Source organism: Variovorax sp. KK3 (genome assembly GCF_001984055.1).
In the GTDB taxonomy this organism is placed as follows: domain Bacteria; phylum Pseudomonadota; class Gammaproteobacteria; order Burkholderiales; family Burkholderiaceae_C; genus Variovorax.
In genome coordinates, this window is record NZ_LYVO01000034.1 from 44,276 (window position 1) to 66,460 (window position 22,185).

Consider the following 22,185-nt stretch of genomic DNA (forward strand, 5'->3'; position numbering starts at 1 on the left):
CACCGCGTGCTGTCATGCTGAATCTATCCAAACGCTCGCTCCTGCGACTGTGCCTCCTGCCGGCGGTGCTCCTTCTGACCGCGTTCTTCTTCTACCCCCTGGTGAGGATCGTCGGAATGAGCATGCACTTGCCGGGCTTCTCGCTCAAAGAATTCGATGTCGCGTTCAACGCCGTCAATCTGGGTATCACGCTCAAGACCTTTGTCATCGCCGGTTCGGTGACGATGCTATGTCTGTTGATCGGATACCCCATGGCGGCTTTCCTGACATGCGTGCAGCCGGCTACCCGCAAGCTGCTCCTGTTGTGTGTGGTCATTCCCTTTCTGACCAGTTTCCTGGTGCGCAGCTACGCGTGGATCGTGCTCCTGGGCGACCAGGGTGCGATCAACGCAGCCCTTCTCAGACTCGGCGTGATCGACGAGCCATTAGTGCTGCTGTACAGCCGTTTCGGCATGATGATCGGCATGGTGCACGTGATGCTGCCAATGATGGTGCTTCCCATCTTCGCAGCCATGCACCGCATCGACCCCGCACTATGGCGCGCGGCCTCCAGCCTAGGCGGTGGCGGTGTACGGACATTCTTGACAGTCTATCTGCCGCAGACGGCAGCGGGAGTGCGCAGTGGCTGCGTTCTAGTGTTCATCATCTCTCTGGGCTTTTACATCACACCAGCGATGTTGGGCCATTCACGCGACGTAATGCTTGGCAACCTCATCGCCAACAACGTCGAGAACTCACTGAACTTCCCCTTTGCAGCGGCATTGGCGCTCGTTTTGCTGGTTGTCACCCTGATTGTGTACGTTGCCCTGGGAGGCGGCAAGACGGGCGCCTCGCCGGCGGCCGGAGACCAGGTGCGCCCGGCAGCGTCCCGCTGGCGCGTGCTCGCCGCCGTGGTACCGATGCGCTGGCGCAACCGGAGCCCGACTGTGGCATGGAGCGGGGCGAGTTGGGTGCGGCACTCGGGCGTCACGCGTCCGTCCGGCGGTCGATGGGCACAGTGGGCGCTATTCGGGTTCGGCGCGATGGTCTGCTTCTATCTGATGGTACCCAGCATCATCGTAGTCATCGCCTCCTTTAATGGCGAGGACAATCTGGCTTTCCCGCCGAACCGCTGGTCATTGCGTTGGTACGAGTTTCTTCTGAGTGACGCGCAGTGGGCAGCAGCCGGCTTGGCCAGCCTCAAGATCGGCATCGTCAGCACACTGGCCGCAGTCACCGCGGGCACGTTCAGCGCCTACGGGATTGCGCGCCTAGGCCGCAGCCCGGAAGGCCGATTCGCCTACGCCATGGTGCTGGCACCGATGGTCATTCCCGCGGTGGTGACGGCGCTCGGCGCTTTCGCGGTGCTTGCGGACTGGGGGCTCTACGGGACCCTGACCGGCGTGGTGGTGATGCACACCTGCTTGAGTATTCCCCTGGTGGTGGTTGTGATGGTGGCCGCGTTTGCAGCCTTCGATCCACGGCTGGAAATGGCTGCACAGAGCTTGGGCGCGAGCCGCCGCTATACCTTTCGCCGCGTAATGCTGCCGTTGCTGGCGCCGGCATTGCTGTCCGCCCTGCTGTTCGCGTTTCTGCACTCGTTCGACGAACTCATCATGACCAGCTTCATCGCCGGCACCCAGGTAGTCACAGTGCCGACGAAGATGTGGGAGAACGTCCGCAACCAAGTTGATCCCGCCATCGCGGCCTTGTCCACGTTGTTGATCCTTCTGCCCTTGCTGGTGCTGGTATTCCGCCGCAATCCCCGCGGCGTCACCGAGCAAGAAGGTGGTGGCGCATTGAGTGCTGCGACCTAGGCATTCTCGGGATAGGTGACTCCAGGCCACGTGTTGGCGCCTGCGGGAGCGCGAAGCCCGCGGCGTAAAGTTCCAGCCGGATGATCGTCGCGGCATCTCTTTTCATTTTCAAGAAAGCTAATTTATGCAATTCACAGTGGTCTCTTCGAAAGGAATGAAGCGATTGGCAGGCGTAAGGGGAAACAAGGCCGCGCTGCTCCCACAGGAACGTGACGGCGGTTGCGACCTCGCCACGCTTGCGCAGTTGCCACTACCAGATCTAGCGGCGCTCGAGCGGCAGTTGGATGGGCTCCCAGCCTCGGCTTGGTCGCCGCTGGGGGATTTTGAGTTCGCACTGCCGTTCGTGCGGCCCGGCAAGCTCGTGTGCCTCGGATTGAACTATGCCGAACACGCCAAGGAAGGCGGAAGCAAGGTGCCGGAGTATCCGTCACTTTTTGTGCGTGTTCCGACTTCGCTGGTCGCCGCGGGGCAGCCCATGATGTGTCCCAGCGTCTCCGACAAGTTCGACTACGAAGCCGAACTGCTTGTGGTCATCGGCAGGGGAGGACATCGTATTGCGGAGGCCGATGCGTTGGCACACGTGTTTTGCTACTCCTGCTTCAACGATGGCTCCGTGCGTGACTACCAGCGCAAAACGGCGCAATGGACGGCGGGAAAGAACTTCGACAAGACTGGCGCAGTCGGCCCGATTTTCGTTACGGCAGACGAGTTGCCGCCCGGCGCGCAAGGCCTGTCCATTGTTTCGCGTCTGAATGGCCGCACCATGCAGAACGACAGCACTTCGCAGATGCTGGTGTCTGTGGGGAAGGCCATTGCCATCATTTCCGAAATCATGACGCTGGAGCCCGGGGACATGATCGCGATGGGTACGCCCTCTGGCGTCGGCTATGCGCGCAATCCCCCCGTGCTGATGAAGCAGGGCGACGTGATCGAGGTGGAGATCGAAGGGATCGGCATCTTGCGCAATCCGGTCGTGCGCGAAAGCCAGAAGACGCTGGAGGTTGACCATGTCGCTGCATGAACTGTCGTTGCTTTCGTCCACGGAAATCGGTGAACTCGGAAAGCAGGCCGGCAGCATCGCGATCGTGCCATCGGGGGCACTCGAAGCACACGGCCCCCACCTGCCGATCGCGAACGACAGCCTCTACATCGAGCGCCTGATCAAGGAAGTGGCTGGCCAATTGCCAGGCCCTGTCGTCTGCACGCCGGTGGTCATGGGCGGCTTGTCGCATCGGCATCGCCGATATCCGGGAACTGTCGTGCTAAGCCCCGACGCCTACAAGGCGGGCATTGCCAGTGCCGTCCAAACGTTCGTCCGTGCGGGCTTCCAACGCATCGCCTTGGTGTCGGGACACGGTGGAAATTTCCCTGCCATGCGCGAAGTCGAACGCGCGACGCAAGGCTTGCATCCCAATGCGAGCATTCGCGCATTCGGCGGGTTCGGGCGGACTTTCACGCAGCCCCTGGAGCAATTGGCCGAGGAAATGGAACTGCGCCTGTGCAAGAGCGAGGGCCATGCAGGCATGTTCCAGACCAGCATTGCGCTGCACCTGTTTCCAGAGCTGGTGGGCGACTATCTGTCCGTGACGGGCTATACCGCAGGCGAGACAGGCTGGTGGAAGACACTGGCCACGCAGGGCGCGCATGCGCTGCATCCCACTGGTGTGATTGGCGACCCATCGCGCGCCAGCAAGGACTTTGGAAGGCTGGGCTTCGAGCGACTGGTCGAGAACTTTCGCACCTGGCTGGTGACCGCATTCACCAAGCCGTCGGACTGGCGTTACCGGGAACGGGACGCGGCGACGTTCGATTACCTCGATCCAGAGGATTTCGACGTTACTCCGGAGCGTCCCTAACAGTTGGGCTGGACATGCGTCGGATCTCCAAGACGGTCAGCCAAAATTCCTTGGCCGTTAGACCTGATTTGACCATTCCAAGTCTGACGAACATTAGCGCTACAGGCTGGCCAGCCGGCGCTAGTGAAAGCTCGTCTGGGCAGAACGACCTTGAATGGCACATGCGAAATGTTCGCTTGCCTGAGCGTGCGCAGGCCTTTGTATCGAAGCGTCCGACCCCTCTGCCAGCCCGTTGCGATCGAGCGTCGGATCCTTGACGACACAACTCTTAACAGCCGTTGTAACGTTACTTAATGGATCCAATAAGGGATAACGTTTAAAGTTTCGCCATTTTCTTCATTCAGCAAAAGCACCTGATGACTACCGAACCACACCCCAAATACGACGTCGCAATCATTGGCGGCGGCATCGTCGGCTCCGCAGTCGCCTATTACCTGCTCATTGCCGATCCCGCGTTGTCGGTATGCGTCATTGAGCCGGACTCGACATATGAGTTTGCGTCTTCACTGAGATCCTCCGGAGGCTGCCGCGTGCAGTTCACGCAGCCCGAACACATCGAGATGTCGAAGTACAGCATTGACTTCATCAAGTCGTTCGAAACAACGATGGCTTCCAAGGGTTACTCCGCGCCAGTTGATTGGGTGGAAGGGGGTTATCTTTTCATCGTTCCCCCGGACAACATGCCTAATCTCGAACGCAACGTCCGCACGCAACAGGCACACGGGTGTGTCGTGAACCTGCTTTCACCGGCGGAAATGAAGGCGAAGTGGCCATCCATGAACGTCGACGATCTCGGTGGCGGCGCACACAGTCCACACGACGGATGGTGCGATGCCAACGGTCTGCTACGGGGGGTCCGCCGAAAGGCAGTCGAGCTTGGTGCCATCTACATTCAAGACCGGGTGGTCAGCGTCGATGCGGGCCCCGCCAAGGCACGATCAGTCGATCTGGAAGGCGGAGCCAAGCTCGCTGCAGAGACCTTCGTGAATGCCGCAGGCGCCTGGTCTGGTCTTGTAGCGAAGCACTTCGGCATGGATCTACCCATCGTTCCGTCCCGACGCTTCGAGCACTACTTCAGCCCCGGTTCTCCGATGGAATCGCTGCCATACGTCAAAGATACAGCGCGGCTCGCGTTCCGGTCCGAAGGCCAAGGATTCTCCGGTGGCTTGGTGGACGGCAGTGTCCGCAACGGATTCAACTTTGACGTCGACCACGACTATTTCGAGCACGTGGTCCGCCCCGCAGTCGCTCACCGTTTCCCGGTCTTTGAGACAACCAAGTGCCACCGCACTTGGGCAGGGCTGTACGAGGTGAATGAACTCGATGGCAACGCAATCATCGGGGCTTGGAGCCGAATGCCTAACTTGTATACGGTCGCGGGCTTCTCTGGCCACGGAACCATGCATGCGCCGGCCGCCGGTCGCGGCATCGCCGAATTGATCATCGGAGGCCGGTACAGCACCATCGACATGACTGCGTTGGGGTATGAGCGTGTGGAAGAGAACTGCCCCTATGCCGAGCAAGGCATCGTGTGATCAATCCACTCGTCATTCGCGCCAACGTCGTCGATGCGTCCGGCTCGGGGCTGTCCTCCTTACTTTAAGGAAACAAGTAGGGTGTACAAGCTATTCAAAGAACCGCGCGTTGAAGAGACCCTTGTCGGTTGCCTTGCCACAGCATGTCGTTCGATCTCAATAAGAACATTTCCGTGGAAGGAGGGCCCCAACAATGTAGATGATTCGTAGATCGCTAATTCGAAAAGGCATTCTCGTTCTCCCAACGTATAACCCAGACACTTATAAATCATGAAGACAATCATTACTTTGGTCAGCGCTTCCGTTCTTTCGATCAGCTTGGCCGCCTGCGCCTCGGGCACGACGCCTTCCGCGTCCACCTCGGCCCTGACGATGGAAAATTGCAAGGCGCATCTGGCGCAGTTCGTTCCGCTGCAGAACAAGAACGATGCAGCCTTGGCAAAAGATACGGCCTGCGCCAACATGGTGAAGAAGTAATCGGAACTGATCGTTGGAGGAAGGGTGCAAGGTGCACGCCTCCATCGATCTCATCGGCCTGAGTCTGGCAACACCCAGGATCCGATGAACCTGTTCGAGGTTTTAGGCCGGCATACGAAAGCGCGCAGTGATCCCATCGAGTCGCCCACCCGTGTCCATGACGATCGTGCGCACCGTGATTTGGTTGAACACCATGGAGGACTTCAAGCGCGATCTGGCGGCGCCACGTCGCCGATTTGCAGCAGCGGGTGCTGACAGCGTGCGCGAGACCCGGAGCGTCTGTGGCTTAATTGGCACGGGCCGATGGCGTGGAGCCCGTCTCAATTCTCGATTTCAAGGCTGTCTATGAGGCGCGTGCTTCCAAGTCGCGCAGCGACCAGCGCGACAAGTAGATCACTGGCGCTCGGAACCTGTAGATCGGCTCGCCGACGCAACACCAAGTAGTCGGGCTGCCAGCCGCGCGCGCTGAGGGTCTCCATTGCGCGCGCCTCGATCGCGGCGAAGTCGCGCTCGCCCGCATAGATGGCCTCCGCCGTGACGTGCAAGGCGCGGGACAACTGCGCCGCCTCGGCGCGCTCGGCGTCGTTCAGGTAGCCGTTGCGCGACGACAGCGCCAGGCCGTCGTCCGCGCGGCGGGTCTCGCTGCCCACGATCTCGATCGGCAGCGCGAATTGCCGCACCATGTGGCGGATCACCATCAACTGCTGATAGTCCTTCTTGCCGAACAAGGCCACGCTCGGCTGCACGCAGGCGAAGAGCTTCATCACGACCGTGCAGACGCCGACGAAGAAGCCGGATCTGAACTGGCCTTCGAGGATGTCCGCCAGCGCTCCGTCTGGATGCACCTTGCAGGTCTGGGGCTCCGGGTACAGCGCGCGCTCGTCGGGCGCGAACAGCACGTCGCAACCGGCCGTCCGCAGCTTCTCGCAGTCGCTGTCCCACGTGCGCGGGTAGCTGTCGAAATCCTCGTGCGGCAGGAACTGCAGACGGTTGACGAAGATGCTGGCGACGGTGACGTCGCCCCGCGGCTTGGCCTGCCGCACTAGGTCCAAGTGGCCATCGTGCAGGTTGCCCATGGTGGGGACGAAGGCGGGACGCTGGTATTGGCCTAGGTGGTCGCGCAGTTCAGGAATGGTGCGGGCGATGTACATCGTGAAGTGCCTACCAAGCGTGGAGTGAATCGTCGGGAAAGCTGCCGTTCTTGACAGCGCGAACGTAGGCCTTCATAGCCTGCGCGATGCCGGGCGCGTCGGCCATGAAGTTGCGAACGAATTTCGGCATCTTGCCGAGGCCGACGCCCAGCATGTCGTGCATCACCAGCACCTGGCCCGCGGTGCCGCGTCCGGCGCCGATGCCGATGGTGGCGCAGTGCTTCAGTTCGGCGGTGAGTTCCGCCGCCAGCGCGGCGGGCACCATCTCGAGCACCAGCATCGCGGCGCCTGCCTCCTGCAGCGCATGTGCCTGCTGCGCGAGCAGGGCCGCGGCCTCGCCGCCACGGCCTTGAACGCGGTAGCCTCCGAGCGCATGTACTGTCTGCGGCGTGAGGCCCAGGTGGGCGCAGACTGGGATGCCGCGCTCGACCAGGAAGCGCACGGTCTCGGTGGTCCAGCCGCCGCCTTCGAGCTTGACCATGTGCGCGCCAGCCTGCATCAGCACGGCGGCGCTGCGCAGGGCTTGTTCGCGCGACTCCTGGTAGCTTGCGAAGGGCAGGTCGGCGACCAGCCAAGCGGTGCCCTGCACGCGGCGCAGTCCGCGAAAGACGCTCTCCGTGTGGAAGCGCATGGTCTCCAGCGTCACGCCCACGGTGCTGTGCAGCCCCTGGCAGACCATTCCCAGCGAGTCGCCGACCAGTAGACATTCGACGCCCGCGGCATCGGCGACGGCCGCGAAGGTGGCGTCGTAGGCGGTCAGCATCGCGATCTTCTCGCCGCGCGCATGCATATCGGCCAGGCGCGGCAGGCTTAGCGGCTTGCGCGCCGACGGCGGCGAGGCCGGGGGCAGGGTGCCGTAGGGGGTGGCCGCATCGGCAGCGGGTGACGATGACACGGCAAGGCCCGCTGCGCTCGGCATCAGGCCCCCACCGCTTCGCCCGAAGCCGCCTGCACCGGGATGTCGGCGCGCTCCTCCTGGATGCGGTTGGCGTGGTCGACGAAGACCAGCTTCGGCCGATGCGCCTGCACTTGGTCCTCGGGCACTAGGCCGAAGGCCGCGATGATGATCAGGTCGCCCACCGCGGCGCGCCGAGCGGCCGAGCCGTTGATCGAGATGATCCCGGTGCCGCGTTCGCCGCGGATCGCATAGGTCACGAAGCGCTCGCCATTGTTGATGTTCCAAATGTGGACCTGCTCGTTCTCGGCCATGCCGGCGGCGTCGAGCAGGTCTTCGTCGATGGCGCAGGAGCCTTCGTAGTGCAGTTCGCAGTCGGTGACGGCGACCCGGTGGATCTTGGACTTCAGCAGGGTGCGGAACATGATGTGAAGGGTCTTTCTCTAGGATGCAAGAACTTCGAGGGGCCGACTCAATTGGCGGGCGGCACGAGGATGGTCGGTGCCGCGGGTGCGGCGAGTGACGGATAGTCGCGGCTGAAGTGCAGCCCCCGGCTTTCGCGCCGCGCCTGGGCCGAGCGCACGATCAGGTCCGCCACCTGCACCAGGTTGCGCAGCTCGAGCAGGTCGCGAGTGACGTGGAAGTTGCCGTAGAACTCCTGCACCTCGCCCTGCAGCAACGCGATGCGGTGCGCCGCGCGTTCGAGCCGCTTGTTGGTGCGCACGATGCCCACGTAGTCCCACATGAAACGGCGCAACTCGTCCCAGTTGTGCGAGATGACCACGGTCTCGTCGGCATCGGTGACGCGGCTGTCGTCCCACGCGGGCAGCTCGGCGCGTGCGCTCTGCGGTGCCTCGGCGATGGCCTGCGCGGCGGCGCGGGCGAACACCATGCACTCGACCAGCGAATTGCTGGCCAGTCGGTTGGCGCCGTGCAGGCCGGTGCAGGCGGTTTCGCCGATCGCGTAGAGGCCGGGCACGTCGGTGCGGCCTGCGAGGTCGGTGTGCACACCGCCGCAGGTGTAGTGCGCGGCCGGGACCACGGGGATCGGCTCACGCGTGATGTCGATGCCCAACTCGGCGCAGCGCGCCAGGATGTTCGGAAAGTGTTCTTGCAGGAAGGCCGGGCTCTGGTGCGAGATGTCGAGGTGCACGCTGTCCAGGCCGTGCTTCTTCATCTCGAAGTCGATCGCGCGCGCCACGATGTCGCGCGGGGAAAGTTCGGCCCGCTCGTCGTGCCCGGGCATGAAGCGGGTGCCGTCTGGCAGCTTGAGCAGCCCGCCTTCGCCGCGCACCGCCTCGCTGATTAGAAAGGACCTGGCGTCGGGGTGATAGAGGCAGGTTGGATGGAACTGGATGAACTCCATGTTGGCCACGCGGCAGCCCGCGCGCCACGCCGCAGCGATGCCGTCGCCGGTGGCCGTGTCGGGGTTGCTGGTGTAGAGATACACCTTGCCTGCGCCGCCAGTGGCCAACACGGTGTGCGGTGCGCTGAAAGTCAGCACCTCGTCGGTGGTGTCGTCGAGCGCATGGAGGCCGAGGCAGGCATTGTCGGCGAGCCCGAGCTTGCGCCCGGTGATCAGGTCGACCAGCGTGTGCTGCTCGAACAGCGTGATGTTGGGCGTGCGGCGCACCTGCGCGATCAGCGTGCGTTGCACGGCCGCGCCGGTGGCGTCGGCCGCATGCACGATGCGCCGCTGGCTGTGGCCGCCTTCGCGCGTGAGGTGCAGCGCGCCGTCCTCGAGAGAGAAGGGCACGCCGAGCCCGCGCAGCCAGGCAATGGCCTCGGGCGCATGCTCGACCACGAAGCGCGTGGCGGCCAAGTCGCAGAGGCCGGCGCCCGCGACCAGCGTGTCGTCGACGTGCGACTGCAGGCTGTCGCCCTCCGCCAGCACCGCCGCGATGCCGCCCTGGGCCCATTGGCTTGCGCCATCGTTCACCGCACGCTTGGTGATGACGGCCACGCGATGTGTGGCTGCGAGGTGCAGCGCGGTGCTGAGGCCAGCCAAGCCGCTGCCGACGATGAGCACGTCGAATTCATGAAAAGTCACAGGTCGTCGCTCTCGCTTCGGATGTCAAACGGGGCGAACCATAACCGACTCCTTGTGCTACGCCTGCGTGCATTTTTGCAAGGCGAGTCGCTTCGGTATCGCTGCTACGATCGCGCCCATTTGCTTTCCTGCGCGTGGCCTCCAAACCGATGATGAAGATGGACAGTACCCTCGATTTTTCCTCCACCGAATGGGCCGCCGTTGTGCGCGCCGATGCGTTGCGTGCGCTCGATGAAGATGTGGCCGGTGGCGATCTCACGGCCTCGTTGATCGATGCCGATCGCCGCGCCGACGCACGGGTGATTGCGCGCGAAGCGGCCGTACTCTGCGGTGCGCCATGGGTCGAAGCGGTGGTCCGGCATCTTGACCCCGATGCGCGGATCACCTGGCATGTCGAAGAGGGCGCTCGTTGCGCGCCAGACCAGGTCGTGCTCGAACTCGCGGGCGCTGCCAGGGCGTTGCTCACTGCCGAGCGCACCGCGCTCAACTTCCTGCAGTTGCTGAGCGCGGTGGCGACCAAGACGGCACTGCATGTGGATGCCGTGCACAGCACGCGGGCGCAGATCGTTGACACCCGCAAGACGCTGCCCGGCCTTCGCTTGGCGCAGAAGTACGCGGTTCGCACTGGCGGCGGCGTCACCCATCGCATCGGGCTCTACGACGCCGTTCTCATCAAGGAGAACCACATCGTCGCTGCGGGTGGCGTGAGCGCAGCGCTGCGTGCGGCGACGCGCGTCGCGGGCCGTGCGAAGTTCGTGCAGGTCGAGGTCGAAACGCTGGGGCAGCTCGACGAGGCGTTGGCCCACGGCGCCCGCATGCTGCTGCTGGACAACATGGACCTGCCTACACTGCGCGAGGCCGTGCGGCGCAACGACGCCGCCGGCGATGCACGGGCCGCGCTTGAGATCTCGGGCGGCGTGACGCTCGAGGGCCTGCGCGCCCTGGCCGAGACCGGCGTCGACCGCATCTCCATCGGCGCGTTGACCAAGGACGTCAAGGCGATCGATTTCTCGATGCGATTCCAGGAGGCCTGAGCCATGAGCTTTCCGGTGATCGACGTCGACTACGAGCAGCCGCTGGACGCCGCCAACGGTGGCGCGGCCTGCGGCACCCGCCATGCCTGGGCCCGCGTGCCACCAGAGCCAAATCCGGTCGAACGCGAGGCCTTGAAGGCGGGCATCCGCCGCCTGCTGCGCGAGCGCGACGCGGTGATGGTGTCGCACTACTACGTGCATCCCGATCTGCAGGACCTGGCCGAGGAGACTGGCGGCTTGGTCAGCGATTCGCTCGAGATGGCGCGCTTCGGCCGCGATCACGCAGCGCGCACGCTGGTTGTCTCGGGTGTGCGCTTCATGGGCGAGACCGCCAAGATCCTGTCGCCCGACAAGCGGATCCTGATGCCCGACCTGGATGCGACCTGTTCGCTCGACCTGGGATGCCCCGAGGAGGACTTCGCCCGCTTCTGCGACCAATACCTCGACCGTACGGTCGTGGTCTATGCCAACACCAGCGCCGCAGTGAAGGCGCGCGCTGACTGGCTCGTGACCTCGAGCTGCGCGCTCGATGTGGTGCGTGCGCTCACGGCGCAGGGCAAGAAGATCCTCTGGGCGCCCGACCGCCACCTGGGCGACTACATCCGCCGCGAGACCGGCGCCGATATGGTGAGTTGGGGTGGGGCGTGCATCGTGCACGACGAGTTCAAGGCGCTCGAACTCGAGCTGCTCAAGCAGGCGCACCCCGCGGCCCGCGTGCTGGTGCATCCCGAGGCGCCGGCCGATGTCATCGCGCTGGCCGATGCGGTGGGTTCGACCTCGGGTATCCTGAGCGCGGCGCAGCGCATGGAGGCGAGCGAGTTCATCGTCGCGACCGACAGTGGCATGCTGCACAAGCTTCGCACCCTGAACCCGGGCAAGACCTTCATCGAGGCGCCTACCGCCGGCAACTCGGCCACCTGCAAGAGCTGCGCGCATTGTCCGTGGATGGCGATGAACGGCCTCGCGGGCCTGACCCACGTGCTGGAGACCGGGACCGGCGAGGTGCATGTCGAGCCGGCATTGGGGCGGCGGGCGCGGGTGCCCATCGACCGCATGCTGGCCTTCACGGCCGCGCTCCGGGGCGGCCAGCCGGTCGATCACCTGGTGGCGGGAATCGGCGCGGCGTGACGCTTGCCATCTCGGCCCGGATCGACTTTGCCTGCCCCGATGACGCCGAGGCTCCGCGGCTGCGCAAGCTGTTCGCCAGACCAGACGAGACGATGGTGGCGCATCGACCCGAACAGGTTCGGCCACTGCTGGATGCCGTGCATGCGCAAGCGCTGAACGGGCACTGGTGCGTGGGCTATCTGCGATATGAAGCGGCACCGGCGTTCGACCCGGCGCTCACGGTGCACAAAGCCGATGGGCCTCTTGCGTGGTTCGGCATTCACAAGACTGCGCATCCTTGGCCCGAGAACAGGCCGGACGAACCCGACTTGGACTTTGCTGCCCTGAACTGGCGTAGTGTGCTGTCGCGCCCGGGCTTCGATGCCGCCATGGCAGAACTTCTTCGAGCGATCGCGGCCGGCGAGGTATACCAGGTCAACTACACGTCGCGGCTCCAAGCCATGCTGCACGATCGCTTTGGGGAACGTGCCGCCCGAGCGCTCTTCGCCGCATTGCAGCGAGCTCAGCCGGGCGGCTATGCCGCCTATGTCGATGGTGGTGGCGAGCAGGTGTTGTCCGTTTCACCGGAGCTGTTCTTTGATTGGCGTGATGGTCGACTTCTGACGCGTCCCATGAAAGGCACGGCCGCGCGCGGATTCGACACGATTGCGGACACCGCAGCGGCTGAACGACTCCGCACCTCGCCCAAAGAGCGGGCCGAGAACGTCATGGTCGTTGATCTGCTTCGAAATGACCTGTCTCGAATTGCCAAGCCTTTTTCCGTACGGGTCCCCCGCTTGTTTTCCACGGAGCCGCTGTCGACAGTGTGGCAGATGACCTCGGACGTTGAGTGCGCCACGCGAACCGGCTGCACGCTGGGTGATGTCTTCGCGGCATTGTTTCCATGTGGTTCAGTGACCGGTGCACCCAAAGTGGCTGCTATGCGGATGATCCACCGCTTGGAGCCCGCGGCTCGGGGCATCTATTGCGGTGCCGTGGGCGTGGTAACACCTGGAGGCAATGCGACATTCAATGTGCCAATCCGCACGGTAACCTTGCTGGGCGACAAGGCGTACTGCGGGATTGGTAGCGGCGTCACCGCGGATGCTCGCGCAGAGGGCGAGTGGGACGAGTGGCAGAGCAAACGGGCTTTCCTTGATCGCGCCAGCGACTCATTTGAACTTCTTGAAACCATGGCGCTGATCGAGGGGAAGATTCGCGATCGCAATGCTCATCTCGCGCGAATTCGGGTGGCGGCTACACATTTTGGCTATCGCTGGGACGAGCTAGCCGCCCTTGAGGCACTCGACAGGGTCTGCAGGGAGAACCCCCGGGGAAGTTGGCGCGTGCGACTGCTGAGCGATTGCAATGGCGGCGTGCGAGCGCAGGCCTCTATGCAAGACGCTGAGCCCGCTCTAGTCAGCTTAGCACTGGCCAAAAATGCATTCGAATTCTCAGACAGTGAGTTCGTTCATTTCAAGACAACTCGACGAGTGCACTACGACGCCTTTGCGCCTGTCACTGCGAGGATCTTCGACACCTTGTTATGGAATCGTCGCGGCGAGATCACTGAGTGCACGCGAGGAAATGTGGCGCTGCTTCTAGACGGGCGGTGGGTAACCCCGCCGTTGCATTGCGGCTTGTTGGGTGGTATCGGACGCGCGCGCTGCCTGCGCGAAGGCCGTGTGGTGGAGGAAGTCGTTCATCTGGAGGATTTGGCGCGGGTGCGCGAGCTGGCATTTGTCAATAGCCTCCGGGGGTGGATCAGAGCTAAGCTGGAGCATTGTCTGGAACCCTCATCACCCTGAACACTTGTTGGTTGCCGCGAAGCAACATGCAAACACTTCCCGGGCCAAGCGTCATTGCTCCCTGAGCTCTGCTCGTCTTGCCTCGATCGGGATCATCCCCGCGCTATGGCGAGTCCCGCGTGCGTGTGGTGACCGAATGACCGCTGATATTTTGCTGCAGCGGCTTGGAATGGCTTGCCACGTAGCTGATACACGGCGCGCGATCCGTCATCTATCGCGCGGAACAGGGGGCGGATCCGTGCAACTGGGTCGCAATGGTTAAGCGGCGCAACAAGAATGTGGCGGCGGTCGCACTCGCCAACAAGAATGCTCAAATCGTCTGGGCGTTGCTGGCGCACGACCGACGCTACCAGACGGGTTACAGCAGGGCCGTCGAGGCGACGTGATCGAAGCTAGCAAACCAACTTCAGGGAGAAATACCACCGAATGCTCGGGCGATCATGAAGTGATGGCAAGACAGGTAAGACCGTGGTTGACCAAGCCCGTGCTAGCTGCGGCACCCAGAGTGCGTGTAAGCGATCGAGGCGTCGACCAGCAGATCCCTTCAGGGACCGCAGCCGAAAGCTGCACTCACAGTCCGAATGTACGGGAGCAATCATTACCTTCGCGTCGCCACGAATTGAGAGGTTGGCATAGGGGGCGTTCATGTACAGCCACTCAACGTCAGAGTTGAACAGCACGCAGGGTATTGCGCCGAGAGACGTGAGTTCACCGCACGCCTCGAACTGCACTGGATCACCGTCTTCGCAAGCCGCACTCGGGGACTGATCGTCGCGGCCAGCAATTCGCTTGGCTGCGCGCCAACGGTGCCGTCGCGTGCTGCTTGACGAGTTGCTCAATTGGAGGCCGCGTCACGATATCGATCCGTCGATGCGTCAACATTCTTGGGGACAACCGGGACGCGATGGTGCACAAACGATGATCGCCGCGGATTTCTGGTTCGCTACGGTGCATCAACGGGATGCTCATTTGGAATACCCAGGCGGGAACTTTGCATTGGACCCACATAAGGCTGCCGCCCAGAATTCAACGCCAAGGTCTGCACAGGACTGGGACGTCGGTTTGGCGTGCCGGCCGACGAACACATTCATTCGACTAGCGCACCACCCAGCTCAGAGGTCCCATCTTGATCACCAAACGCAACTTCATTGCCATCCTGCCCTGTCTGGGCTCCTGCTTCGGAGCGCAGGCGGACGGATTTCCGGACAAGCCCATCCGGCTCATCGTTCCCGTCGCCGCGGGCGGTTCGGCCGACCTGCTGGGCCGCCTCGTCGGACAGCAGCTGTCGGAGCTCTACAAGCAACCGGTGGTGGTGGAGAACAAGGCCGGGGCCAGCGGCCACATCGGTGCCGAGTACGTGTCCAGGGCAGCACCGGACGGCTACACGCTCCTGATCGGCATCCAGCCCGTGCAGGCCTCGTACCGCATTTACCCCAAGCTGAACTACGACCCCGGCAAGAGCCTGGATACCCTGGGCATCATCGGATCCTTTCCTAGTGTGGTGCTGGTTCACCCCTCGGTGGCAGCCAATGACATCAGCGATCTGATTAAGCTCGCGAAGGCCTCCCCGGCCGCGCTGAACTTCGGCTCGGCCGGGCCGGGTTCGGCGACGCACCTGGGCGCTGAACTTTTCCTGCGCGACGCGGGCGTCAAGATGACGCACGTCCCCTACAAGGGCAGCTCGGCCGCCAGCGCCGATCTGATGGGCGGTCAGATCCAGCTGATGTTCGAGAACCTCCCGACGGCGATCGGACTCATGAAGAGCGGCAAGGTGCGCGCGCTGGCCGTGACCGGTGCGAAACGCTCGCCGAGCCTTCCGAACCTGCCGACCGTGGCCGAGCAGGGCGTTCCGGAGTACGAGTTCGTCGGCTGGTACACGGTGGCCGCGCCGCTGGGCCTGCCGCCCGAGGTGGCGAAGAAGCTGAGCGCCGACATTCACAAAATCGTCCACTCCCCGGGCCTGGCATCGCGATGGGCCGACCTGGGCGTCACTCCCATAGGCGGCACGGTAGCGCAGAGCAACGAGTACGTGCACTCCGAAGCGGTCAAGTACACGAAGCTGATCAAGGACGCCCAGCTAGGGCTCTGATCCTCGAAGCCCGCGCGGTTTACGCGGCGCGGATCGCGTCCGACAGCTCGGCACACGCCAGCTTCACGTGCTGGATGAAGGCCTGGGTGATGCGCGAAGGAGGTTGGTTCAGCGGCGTGAGCAAGACCAACTCGACCGGCGCCGCCCGCCTGAACGGAAGCGCGACTAGGCCCGCCTTCAGCAGGGGCGCAACCACCATCGGATTGACGATGCCAACGCCGATGCCCTGCAGCGCGAGCATGCAGGTGGTGATGGCGTACGTGGTCTCGGCGACCGTGATGGGCCGCGCGCCTGCCTCGTCGAACACCCGCTCGATCGCCTCGCGCGTGCCGTCGTTCCGGCCGGTGGCAATGAAGGCCTGTCCATCCAGGTCCTTGGCCTGGATGCTTTTCTTGCCGGCGAGGTGATGGCCGGCCGCCATCACGCACACAGGAAGGACGGCCACCAGCGGCTGCGCCTCGGTGCCTGCCGAATCCACCTGCCGCATAGCGATTCCGAGGTCCAACCGGCCCAGGGCGACACCGTCGCGCACCAGGGATGAATCGACTGTGTCGATGGCGACCTGGATGGTCGGATGCTCTTTCATGAAATTGCGCGTGATCTCCGGCAGCAAGCCCATGCCCATCGACGGCAGGCAGCCGACCTGAACACGTCCGGAATGCAGGCCGCGCAGTTCGGCAAGCGTCTGCGCGATCTGCTCGAGGCCGATGTAGCTGCGCTCGATGACGTTGAAAAGAATGCGAGCCTCCGGCGTCGGCACCAGCCGGCTCTTGCGTAGCTCGAACAGTTGGATGCCGCTGACCGACTGAAAGCGGGCCAGCAGCTTGCTGACCACGGGCTGCGAGGTGTGCAGCATGGCCGCTGCCTCGGTGGCGGTGCCTCGCATCATCACGGCGCGGAACACTTCGATGTAGCGGTGGTTGAGCGAAAACGGACTGGGCTGGAACGGCCTTGCGGGTTCGGTTGGCATCGACTTTCTCCTGCTCGCGCGCGAGGACACCGGCTTGGGTCGCGACGCACGCTCTTGAACGGCAAAAAGTATATACCCATGGAATAGGGTTGGTCGAACAGGATATTGGACTGTCATGGTCCATGCGCCCAGAATTCATCAGGCCGGCGGGGTCTCATTTCCCTCCGGCGCCCTCAACAACTCTTCGACAGGTTCACCGATGGCTAGTGCCCAATTCGATGCGATCACGCTGGAACTGCTGTGGAGTCGACTGATTTCGATCGTCGACGAAGCGGCCGTTGCAATGGTCCGTACCTCCTTCTCGACGAACGTGCGCGAATCGAACGACTTCGCGTGCGTGCTGACCGACGCACGCGGGCATTCATTGGCCCAGGCGACTCACAGCATCCCATCGTTCCTGAACACCGTGCCGCAGACCATCCGGCACTTCATTGACGAGTTCGCGCCCGAAGACCTGCAGCCCGGCGACGTCCTGATCACCAACGACATCTGGCAGGGCACGGGCCACCTGCCGGACATCACGCTCGCCAAGCCGATCTTCCTGGCAGGCAAGATCGTCGGCTGGGCCGGCTCGGTCGCGCATGCACCGGATATCGGCGGGCGCGTGCGCTCGGCGGATGCCCGCTCGGTGTTCGAGGAAGGCCTGCAGATCCCGCTGATGAAGATCCTGCGGGCCGGCGTCATGGATCCGGTGCTCGAGCGCATCGTGCGCAAGAACGTACGCGTACCCGACCAGGTGATGGGCGACCTCTATGCACAGATCACGGCCGTACAGCGCATCGAGCAGCGCGTGCTGGCGCAGATGGACGAGCACGGGCTGCAATCGCTGGAGGGCCTGGCCCACGAGATCCACACCCGTTCCGAGAACGCGATGCGGGCGGCCATCCGGCGCATTCCCGAAGGCGTGTACCGCACCAGCGCGGTAACGGACGGGCTCGCCGAGCCAATCCGGCTGGAAATGACGATGACGGTGAAGGACGGCTCGATTGAGGTCGACTACACCGGCACCTCGGCCCAGGTGCCCGCCTCCATCAACGTCTGCATGGCCTACACCAAGGCCTACACCTGCTATGGCATCCGCACGGCGCTGCTCCCCAACGTGGCCGGCAACGAAGGTGTGATCTACCCCATCGAGGTCACTGCCCCGCCCGGCTCCATCCTCAACGCCCTGCCGCCGGCCGCCGGAGGTGCGCGCGCGCTGGTCGGGCACATGCTGCCGACCATGGTGCTACGCGCGCTGGCCGAGGCCCTGCCGGACCAGGTGATCGCCACCACCGGCTCGCCCCTGTGGTGCGCCAACGTGGCCGGGCAGCGCACTGACGGGAGCAGCTACGCCAGCATGTTCTTCATGAACGGCGGCTACGGCGCTTCGAACCGGCGTGACGGCGTCAACGTGCTGTCCTGGCCCAGCAACATCTCCTCCACGCCGGTGGAGATGATCGAACAGCTGCTGCCCGTGCGCGTGCACCACCGGCAGCTGCGGCAAGACGGCGGCGGCGCGGGCGAGTTCCGGGGCGGCACCGGGCAGGAGATCAAGTTCGAGAACTGCTCGCCGAACCCGATGGTGGTCAGCTTCATGGCCGAACGCACGCGGCCCGAAGCGGCGGCCGAAGGCCTTGCAGGCGGCCGGTCCGGCGCCCCAGGCGTGGTGCGGATCGATGGCGTGCCGTGCAACGCGAAGTTGCAGCAGGTCCTCGAGCCTGGCGCGTGTGTCGAGATGAAGACACCCGGCGGCGGCGGCTATGGCGCGCCGGACCGCCGTGCACCGGAACGTCTGGCGGCCGACCGCCGCGGTGCCTACATCGGCGCCTGAACACGCCTCAACCCCTTCTTCTGCAGTTCACACCATGTCATCACCTTCAGCACTTTCCCTTGGCATCGACATCGGCGGCACCTTCACCGATGTGGTCGTCTACGAGCACGAAACGGGTCGCTCGCTCTCGCATAAGGAACTCACCACACCCAGCGCGCCGCACCAAGGCGTGATCACCGGCGTGCGCCGGCTGTTCGAGCGCGAAGGGCTCGCCTATGCGGCGGTCGAGCGCGTCGTGCACGCGACGACGCTATTCACCAACGCGCTCATCGAGCGCAAGGGCGCACCCACCGGCCTGATCACCACGGCCGGCTTCCGCGACACGCTGGAAATCGCCCGCGAGCACAAGTACGAGCTGTACGACCTGCACATCGAGATGCCGGCCGCCCTGGTGCCGCGGCACCTGCGGCTGGAGGTGCCCGAGCGCACCGGGCCGGACGGCACGATCCTGACCGCGCTGGACGAAGGCGCCCTGGTGGCCCGGGCCGGCGAGCTGGTCGCGGCTGGCGTGCAGTCGGTCGCCATCATCTTCCTGCACGCCTACGCCAACCCCACCACCGAGAAGCAGGCGCGCGCCGCGCTGGCCACGGCCTATCCGGAGCTCTTCGTTTCCATCTCGTCCGATGTCTCGCCGCAGATCCGCGAGTACGAGCGCAGCGTGACCACCGTGGCGAACGCCTACGTGACGCCGCTGGCCGACAGCTACCTCGATCTGATGACGGACGAGATCCGTGCCATCGGCATCAAGGCGCCCCTCTTCATGATGCTGTCCAACGGCGGGCTGACGCATGTCGAAGAAGCCAAGCGCGTGCCGATCCAGCTGCTCGAATCGGGCCCCGCGGCCGGCGCCCTGGCCGGCGCGTACTTCGGCGGGCGCTCCAGCGTGGAGGACGTGCTTGCCTTCGATATGGGCGGCACCACCGCCAAGCTGGCCATAATCGACGGCGGCGAGCCCATGATCGCTCACCAGTTCGAGGCTAGCCGCCAGAAGCGGCTGACCGAAGGCAGCGGGTTGCCGATCTCCATCTCGACCATCGAGCTGATCGAGATCGGAGCGGGCGGCGGCAGCATCGCCCACGTCGACCCGCTCGGGCTGATCAAGGTCGGCCCCGAGAGCGCGGCCTCGACGCCCGGCCCCGCTTGCTATGGCCGCGGCGGCACGCAGCCGACGGTGACCGATGCGAACCTGGTGCTTGGCTACCTCGACCCCGCCGCCTTTGCCGGCGGCACCATCGAACTCGATGTCGCTCGCGCCAAGGCCGCGATCGCGCCGCTTGCCGAGCAGGCGGGCATCAGCATCCCTGAGATGGCCTGGGGTATCCACTCCATCGTCAACGAAAACATGGCCGCGGCGGCCCGCGTGCATGTAGCCGAGCGCGGCCACACCGCCTCGCGTTTCGCGATGCTGCTGACCGGCGGCGGCGGTCCGCTGCACGGCTGCGAGGTTGCGCAGCGCTTGGGCGCGACGCGCGTCGTCTGCCCCCCGGGGGCGGGCGTCGCCTCGGCGCTGGGCCTGCTGATGGCCCCGGCCCGCGTGGACCGCATGGCCACGGTGGCGAAGACGATCTCCCGCACCGACTGGCGTGAACTGGAGGGTCTCTATGCCCAACTCGAGGCCGAGGCTTTCGCAGTGATCGACGCAACGCTGCCAGACCACCCGGGCGCCCCGCGCGTCCTGCGCTCGGCAGACATGCGCTTCGTCGGGCAGGGATTCGAGATCGTCACAACGCTGCCGGCCGGACCCTACGGCGACGCGTCGGCCGAGACCTTTGTCGAGGCCTTCAAGGCTGCCTACCGACAAATGTTCTCGCAGGTGATGCCGCTTGGCGACGTCGAGATCGTGAACATCCGCATCGCAGCCAGTGTCGAGGCGACGTCGAGCGGACTGGCGAGCACGGCCGTGGCGGCCGGCGGCGCCTCGGCCCTGGAGGGCCGGCGCCAGGTCTGGGTGGGCGCCCGCAAGCGCTACGAGAACGTGCCGGTATACGGCCGCGAACGGCTCGCTGCCGGCGACGCCATTCCGGGGCCCGCGCTCGTTCAAGAGGCCTCTTCCACCCTGGTGCTGCCAGCTGACTCCCAGGCGCGTGTCGACGCCTCCGGCAGCCTCGTGATCGACCTCGCCCACGCGGACGAGGCCGAATCGTGCGAAGGGGCCCGCACCTCCAACCTGAACACCAACGCACTGTCATGAAGAACAACGAGCTCCCCTCACTGCAGGCCCGCAAGGCCGACGGCATCGGCTGGATGGTTTTCAACGACCCCGCCCGGCACAACGCCATTTCGATGGACATGGCCCGCGAGGTACCTCGCGTGATGGCCGAATTCGAAGCCGACCCCGAGGTGCGGGTGGTGATCGTGACCGGCATGGGCGAGCGCGCCTTCGCCGCGGGCTCGAACATCTCGGCCTTCGGCAGCGTGCGGACGAATCCTGAGCAGAACCGCGAATACAACCAGGTCAACCAGCGCTCATACGACGCCGTGTATGACTGCGCGAAGCCCACCATCGCGATGGTGCACGGCTACTGCATCGGCGGCGGGCTCGACTTCGCCGTGAGCTGCGACATTCGCATTTGCGCCGACACTGCAGTGTTCGCGATTCCGGCGGTCCGCCTGGGCTTGGGCTTCGGCCACGAGGGCCAGGTGCGCGTGGCCCGCGTCATGGGTGCGGCTGCTGCGCGGGACCTGTTCTTCACCGGGCGTCGCTACAGCGCGCCAGAGGCGCTCGCGTGCCAACTCGTGCACCGCGTCGTGCCGGCTACCGAGCTCGAGCAATCGGTGCTCGACTACGCCCGGCAAATCGCGAGCAACGCGCCGCTGACCCTGTGCGCGCTCAAGCGCGCCTTCCTCGAATACGAGAAGCCCGAATTCGCCCGCGACCTGCAGGCAGCCCAGGCGCTAGTCGATGCCTGCTACGCCAGCGAGGACTACCAGGAAGGCCGCGCCGCCTTCGCCGACAAACGCACGCCGAACTTCCAGGGGCGCTGACATGACCCAGCCAAGCTACACGCCTCCCCGCCGCGGCCCGCTGGCCGCGTACAAGGTGCTGGACCTCACGCGCGTGCGCGCCGGCCCGACGTGCATCCGCCAGTTTGCCGATTGGGGCGCGGACGTGATCAAGATCGAAACGCCCGAACTGCTGGAGCAGAGCGACGGATGGGGCGGCCTGCGCGAAGGCCCGGACTTCCAGAACCTGCACCGCAACAAGCGCTCCCTGACGCTCAACCTCAAGCACCCGAGCGGCCTGGCGATCCTTCGCCGTCTGGTGCAGGACGCCGACGTGATCGCCGAGAACTTTCGGCCCGACGTGAAGCACCGGCTCGGCATCGACTACGAATCGCTCAGCAGGATCAACCCGCGCATCGTCTACGCCAGCATCTCGGGATTCGGACAGGACGGCCCCTATGCCAAGCGGCCCGGCTTCGACCACATCATCCAGGGCATGGCCGGAATGATGTCGATGAACGGCTTTCCTGAAAACGGGCCGACGCGCGTCGGCATCGCGCTCGCGGACATCGGCGCCGGGCTGTACTGCGCGCTCGCGGTGATGACCGCATTGCTGGAGCGCGAGAGCTCGGGTCAGGGGCAATGGGTGCAGGCCTCCCTT

At 64.5% G+C, this 22,185-nt stretch carries 18 protein-coding genes and 1 pseudogene; 14 read left to right on the forward strand and 5 right to left on the reverse strand.

The genetic code is table 11. The features are described 5' to 3' along the window. Positions 1 to 14 precede the first annotated feature (14 nt). The 5 genes from B0W80_RS17635 to B0W80_RS17655 all read left to right on the forward strand — a co-directional run bounded on the left by B0W80_RS17635 (position 15) and on the right by B0W80_RS17655 (position 5,664). The gene (locus tag B0W80_RS17635) at positions 15 to 1,796 is read left to right on the forward strand and encodes an ABC transporter permease subunit (protein ID WP_077000454.1); all 1,782 of its coding nucleotides are present in this window, start codon (positions 15 to 17) and stop codon (positions 1,794 to 1,796) included. A gap of 124 nt (positions 1,797 to 1,920) precedes the next feature. After that, positions 1,921 to 2,817, forward strand: a complete 897-nt coding sequence (locus B0W80_RS17640) for a fumarylacetoacetate hydrolase family protein (protein WP_077000455.1) — start codon at positions 1,921 to 1,923, stop codon at positions 2,815 to 2,817. Beyond that, positions 2,804 to 3,652, forward strand: a complete 849-nt coding sequence (locus B0W80_RS17645; RefSeq protein ID WP_077000456.1) for a creatininase family protein — start codon at positions 2,804 to 2,806, stop codon at positions 3,650 to 3,652. The genes B0W80_RS17640 and B0W80_RS17645 overlap by 14 nt, the downstream gene beginning before the upstream one ends. Positions 3,653 to 4,008: 356 nt before the next feature. Then, positions 4,009 to 5,187 carry an FAD-binding oxidoreductase gene (locus tag B0W80_RS17650; protein WP_077000457.1) on the forward strand — a complete coding sequence of 393 codons (1,179 nt, stop codon included), beginning with the start codon at positions 4,009 to 4,011 and terminating at the stop codon, positions 5,185 to 5,187. Between the two features lie 270 nt (positions 5,188 to 5,457). After that, complete coding sequence (locus B0W80_RS17655; RefSeq protein WP_143684670.1) at positions 5,458 to 5,664, forward strand: hypothetical protein; 207 nt, start codon at positions 5,458 to 5,460, stop codon at positions 5,662 to 5,664. A 320-nt stretch (positions 5,665 to 5,984) separates the two neighbouring features. On the opposite strand, the gene panC is transcribed toward B0W80_RS17655, so the two are convergent. From panC to nadB, 4 genes are read right to left on the reverse strand one after another with little or no spacing between them, the layout of a single operon-like run. Then, complete coding sequence (gene panC / locus B0W80_RS17660) at positions 5,985 to 6,815, reverse strand: pantoate--beta-alanine ligase (protein WP_077000459.1); 831 nt, start codon at positions 6,813 to 6,815, stop codon at positions 5,985 to 5,987. Between the two features lie 10 nt (positions 6,816 to 6,825). Beyond that, the gene (gene panB / locus B0W80_RS17665) at positions 6,826 to 7,734 is read right to left on the reverse strand and encodes a 3-methyl-2-oxobutanoate hydroxymethyltransferase (RefSeq protein ID WP_077000460.1); all 909 of its coding nucleotides are present in this window, start codon (positions 7,732 to 7,734) and stop codon (positions 6,826 to 6,828) included. Then, on the reverse strand, positions 7,734 to 8,135 hold the full coding sequence (panD, locus tag B0W80_RS17670) for an aspartate 1-decarboxylase (protein WP_077000461.1): 402 nt from the start codon (positions 8,133 to 8,135) through the stop codon (positions 7,734 to 7,736). Before panD ends, panB begins: the two co-directional genes overlap by 1 nt. A gap of 47 nt (positions 8,136 to 8,182) precedes the next feature. Then, positions 8,183 to 9,760 carry an L-aspartate oxidase gene (gene nadB, locus B0W80_RS17675; protein WP_077000462.1) on the reverse strand — a complete coding sequence of 526 codons (1,578 nt, stop codon included), beginning with the start codon at positions 9,758 to 9,760 and terminating at the stop codon, positions 8,183 to 8,185. A 158-nt stretch (positions 9,761 to 9,918) separates the two neighbouring features. On the opposite strand from nadB, the gene nadC reads away from it, so the two are divergent. From nadC to B0W80_RS17695, 5 genes and pseudogenes are all read left to right on the forward strand, one after another. Beyond that, positions 9,919 to 10,794, forward strand: a complete 876-nt coding sequence (gene nadC, locus B0W80_RS17680) for a carboxylating nicotinate-nucleotide diphosphorylase (protein ID WP_077000472.1) — start codon at positions 9,919 to 9,921, stop codon at positions 10,792 to 10,794. Between the two features lie 3 nt (positions 10,795 to 10,797). Further along, on the forward strand, positions 10,798 to 11,922 hold the full coding sequence (nadA, locus tag B0W80_RS17685) for a quinolinate synthase NadA (RefSeq protein ID WP_077000463.1): 1,125 nt from the start codon (positions 10,798 to 10,800) through the stop codon (positions 11,920 to 11,922). Beyond that, a complete protein-coding gene (locus B0W80_RS17690; RefSeq protein ID WP_256856610.1) occupies positions 11,919 to 13,709 on the forward strand; it encodes a chorismate-binding protein in 1,791 nt (596 codons plus the stop codon). Before nadA ends, B0W80_RS17690 begins: the two co-directional genes overlap by 4 nt. A 185-nt stretch (positions 13,710 to 13,894) precedes the next feature. After that, positions 13,895 to 14,095: pseudogene (locus B0W80_RS36215) on the forward strand (IS110 family transposase); the annotation flags it as partial. A 740-nt stretch (positions 14,096 to 14,835) separates the two neighbouring features. Next, entirely contained in the window at positions 14,836 to 15,798 is a 963-nt protein-coding gene (locus tag B0W80_RS17695) for a tripartite tricarboxylate transporter substrate binding protein (RefSeq protein ID WP_179106954.1), read from the forward strand. Between the two features lie 19 nt (positions 15,799 to 15,817). Here the strand turns inward: B0W80_RS17695 and B0W80_RS17700 are convergent, their stop codons facing one another. Beyond that, positions 15,818 to 16,768 carry a LysR substrate-binding domain-containing protein gene (locus tag B0W80_RS17700; RefSeq protein WP_077000465.1) on the reverse strand — a complete coding sequence of 317 codons (951 nt, stop codon included), beginning with the start codon at positions 16,766 to 16,768 and terminating at the stop codon, positions 15,818 to 15,820. 199 nt (positions 16,769 to 16,967) lie between these two features. On the opposite strand from B0W80_RS17700, the gene B0W80_RS17705 reads away from it, so the two are divergent. The 4 genes from B0W80_RS17705 to B0W80_RS17720 all read left to right on the forward strand — a co-directional run. Then, positions 16,968 to 18,581, forward strand: coding sequence for a hydantoinase B/oxoprolinase family protein (locus B0W80_RS17705; RefSeq protein ID WP_077000466.1), 1,614 nt, complete (start codon positions 16,968 to 16,970; stop codon positions 18,579 to 18,581). A gap of 34 nt (positions 18,582 to 18,615) precedes the next feature. Next, on the forward strand, positions 18,616 to 20,772 hold the full coding sequence (locus B0W80_RS17710) for a hydantoinase/oxoprolinase family protein (protein WP_077000467.1): 2,157 nt from the start codon (positions 18,616 to 18,618) through the stop codon (positions 20,770 to 20,772). Further along, complete coding sequence (locus B0W80_RS17715; protein ID WP_077000468.1) at positions 20,769 to 21,566, forward strand: enoyl-CoA hydratase; 798 nt, start codon at positions 20,769 to 20,771, stop codon at positions 21,564 to 21,566. Before B0W80_RS17710 ends, B0W80_RS17715 begins: the two co-directional genes overlap by 4 nt. A 1-nt stretch (position 21,567) precedes the next feature. Further along, the coding region (locus B0W80_RS17720; RefSeq protein ID WP_143684671.1) for a CaiB/BaiF CoA-transferase family protein at positions 21,568 to 22,185 on the forward strand (618 nt) is incomplete at its 3' end.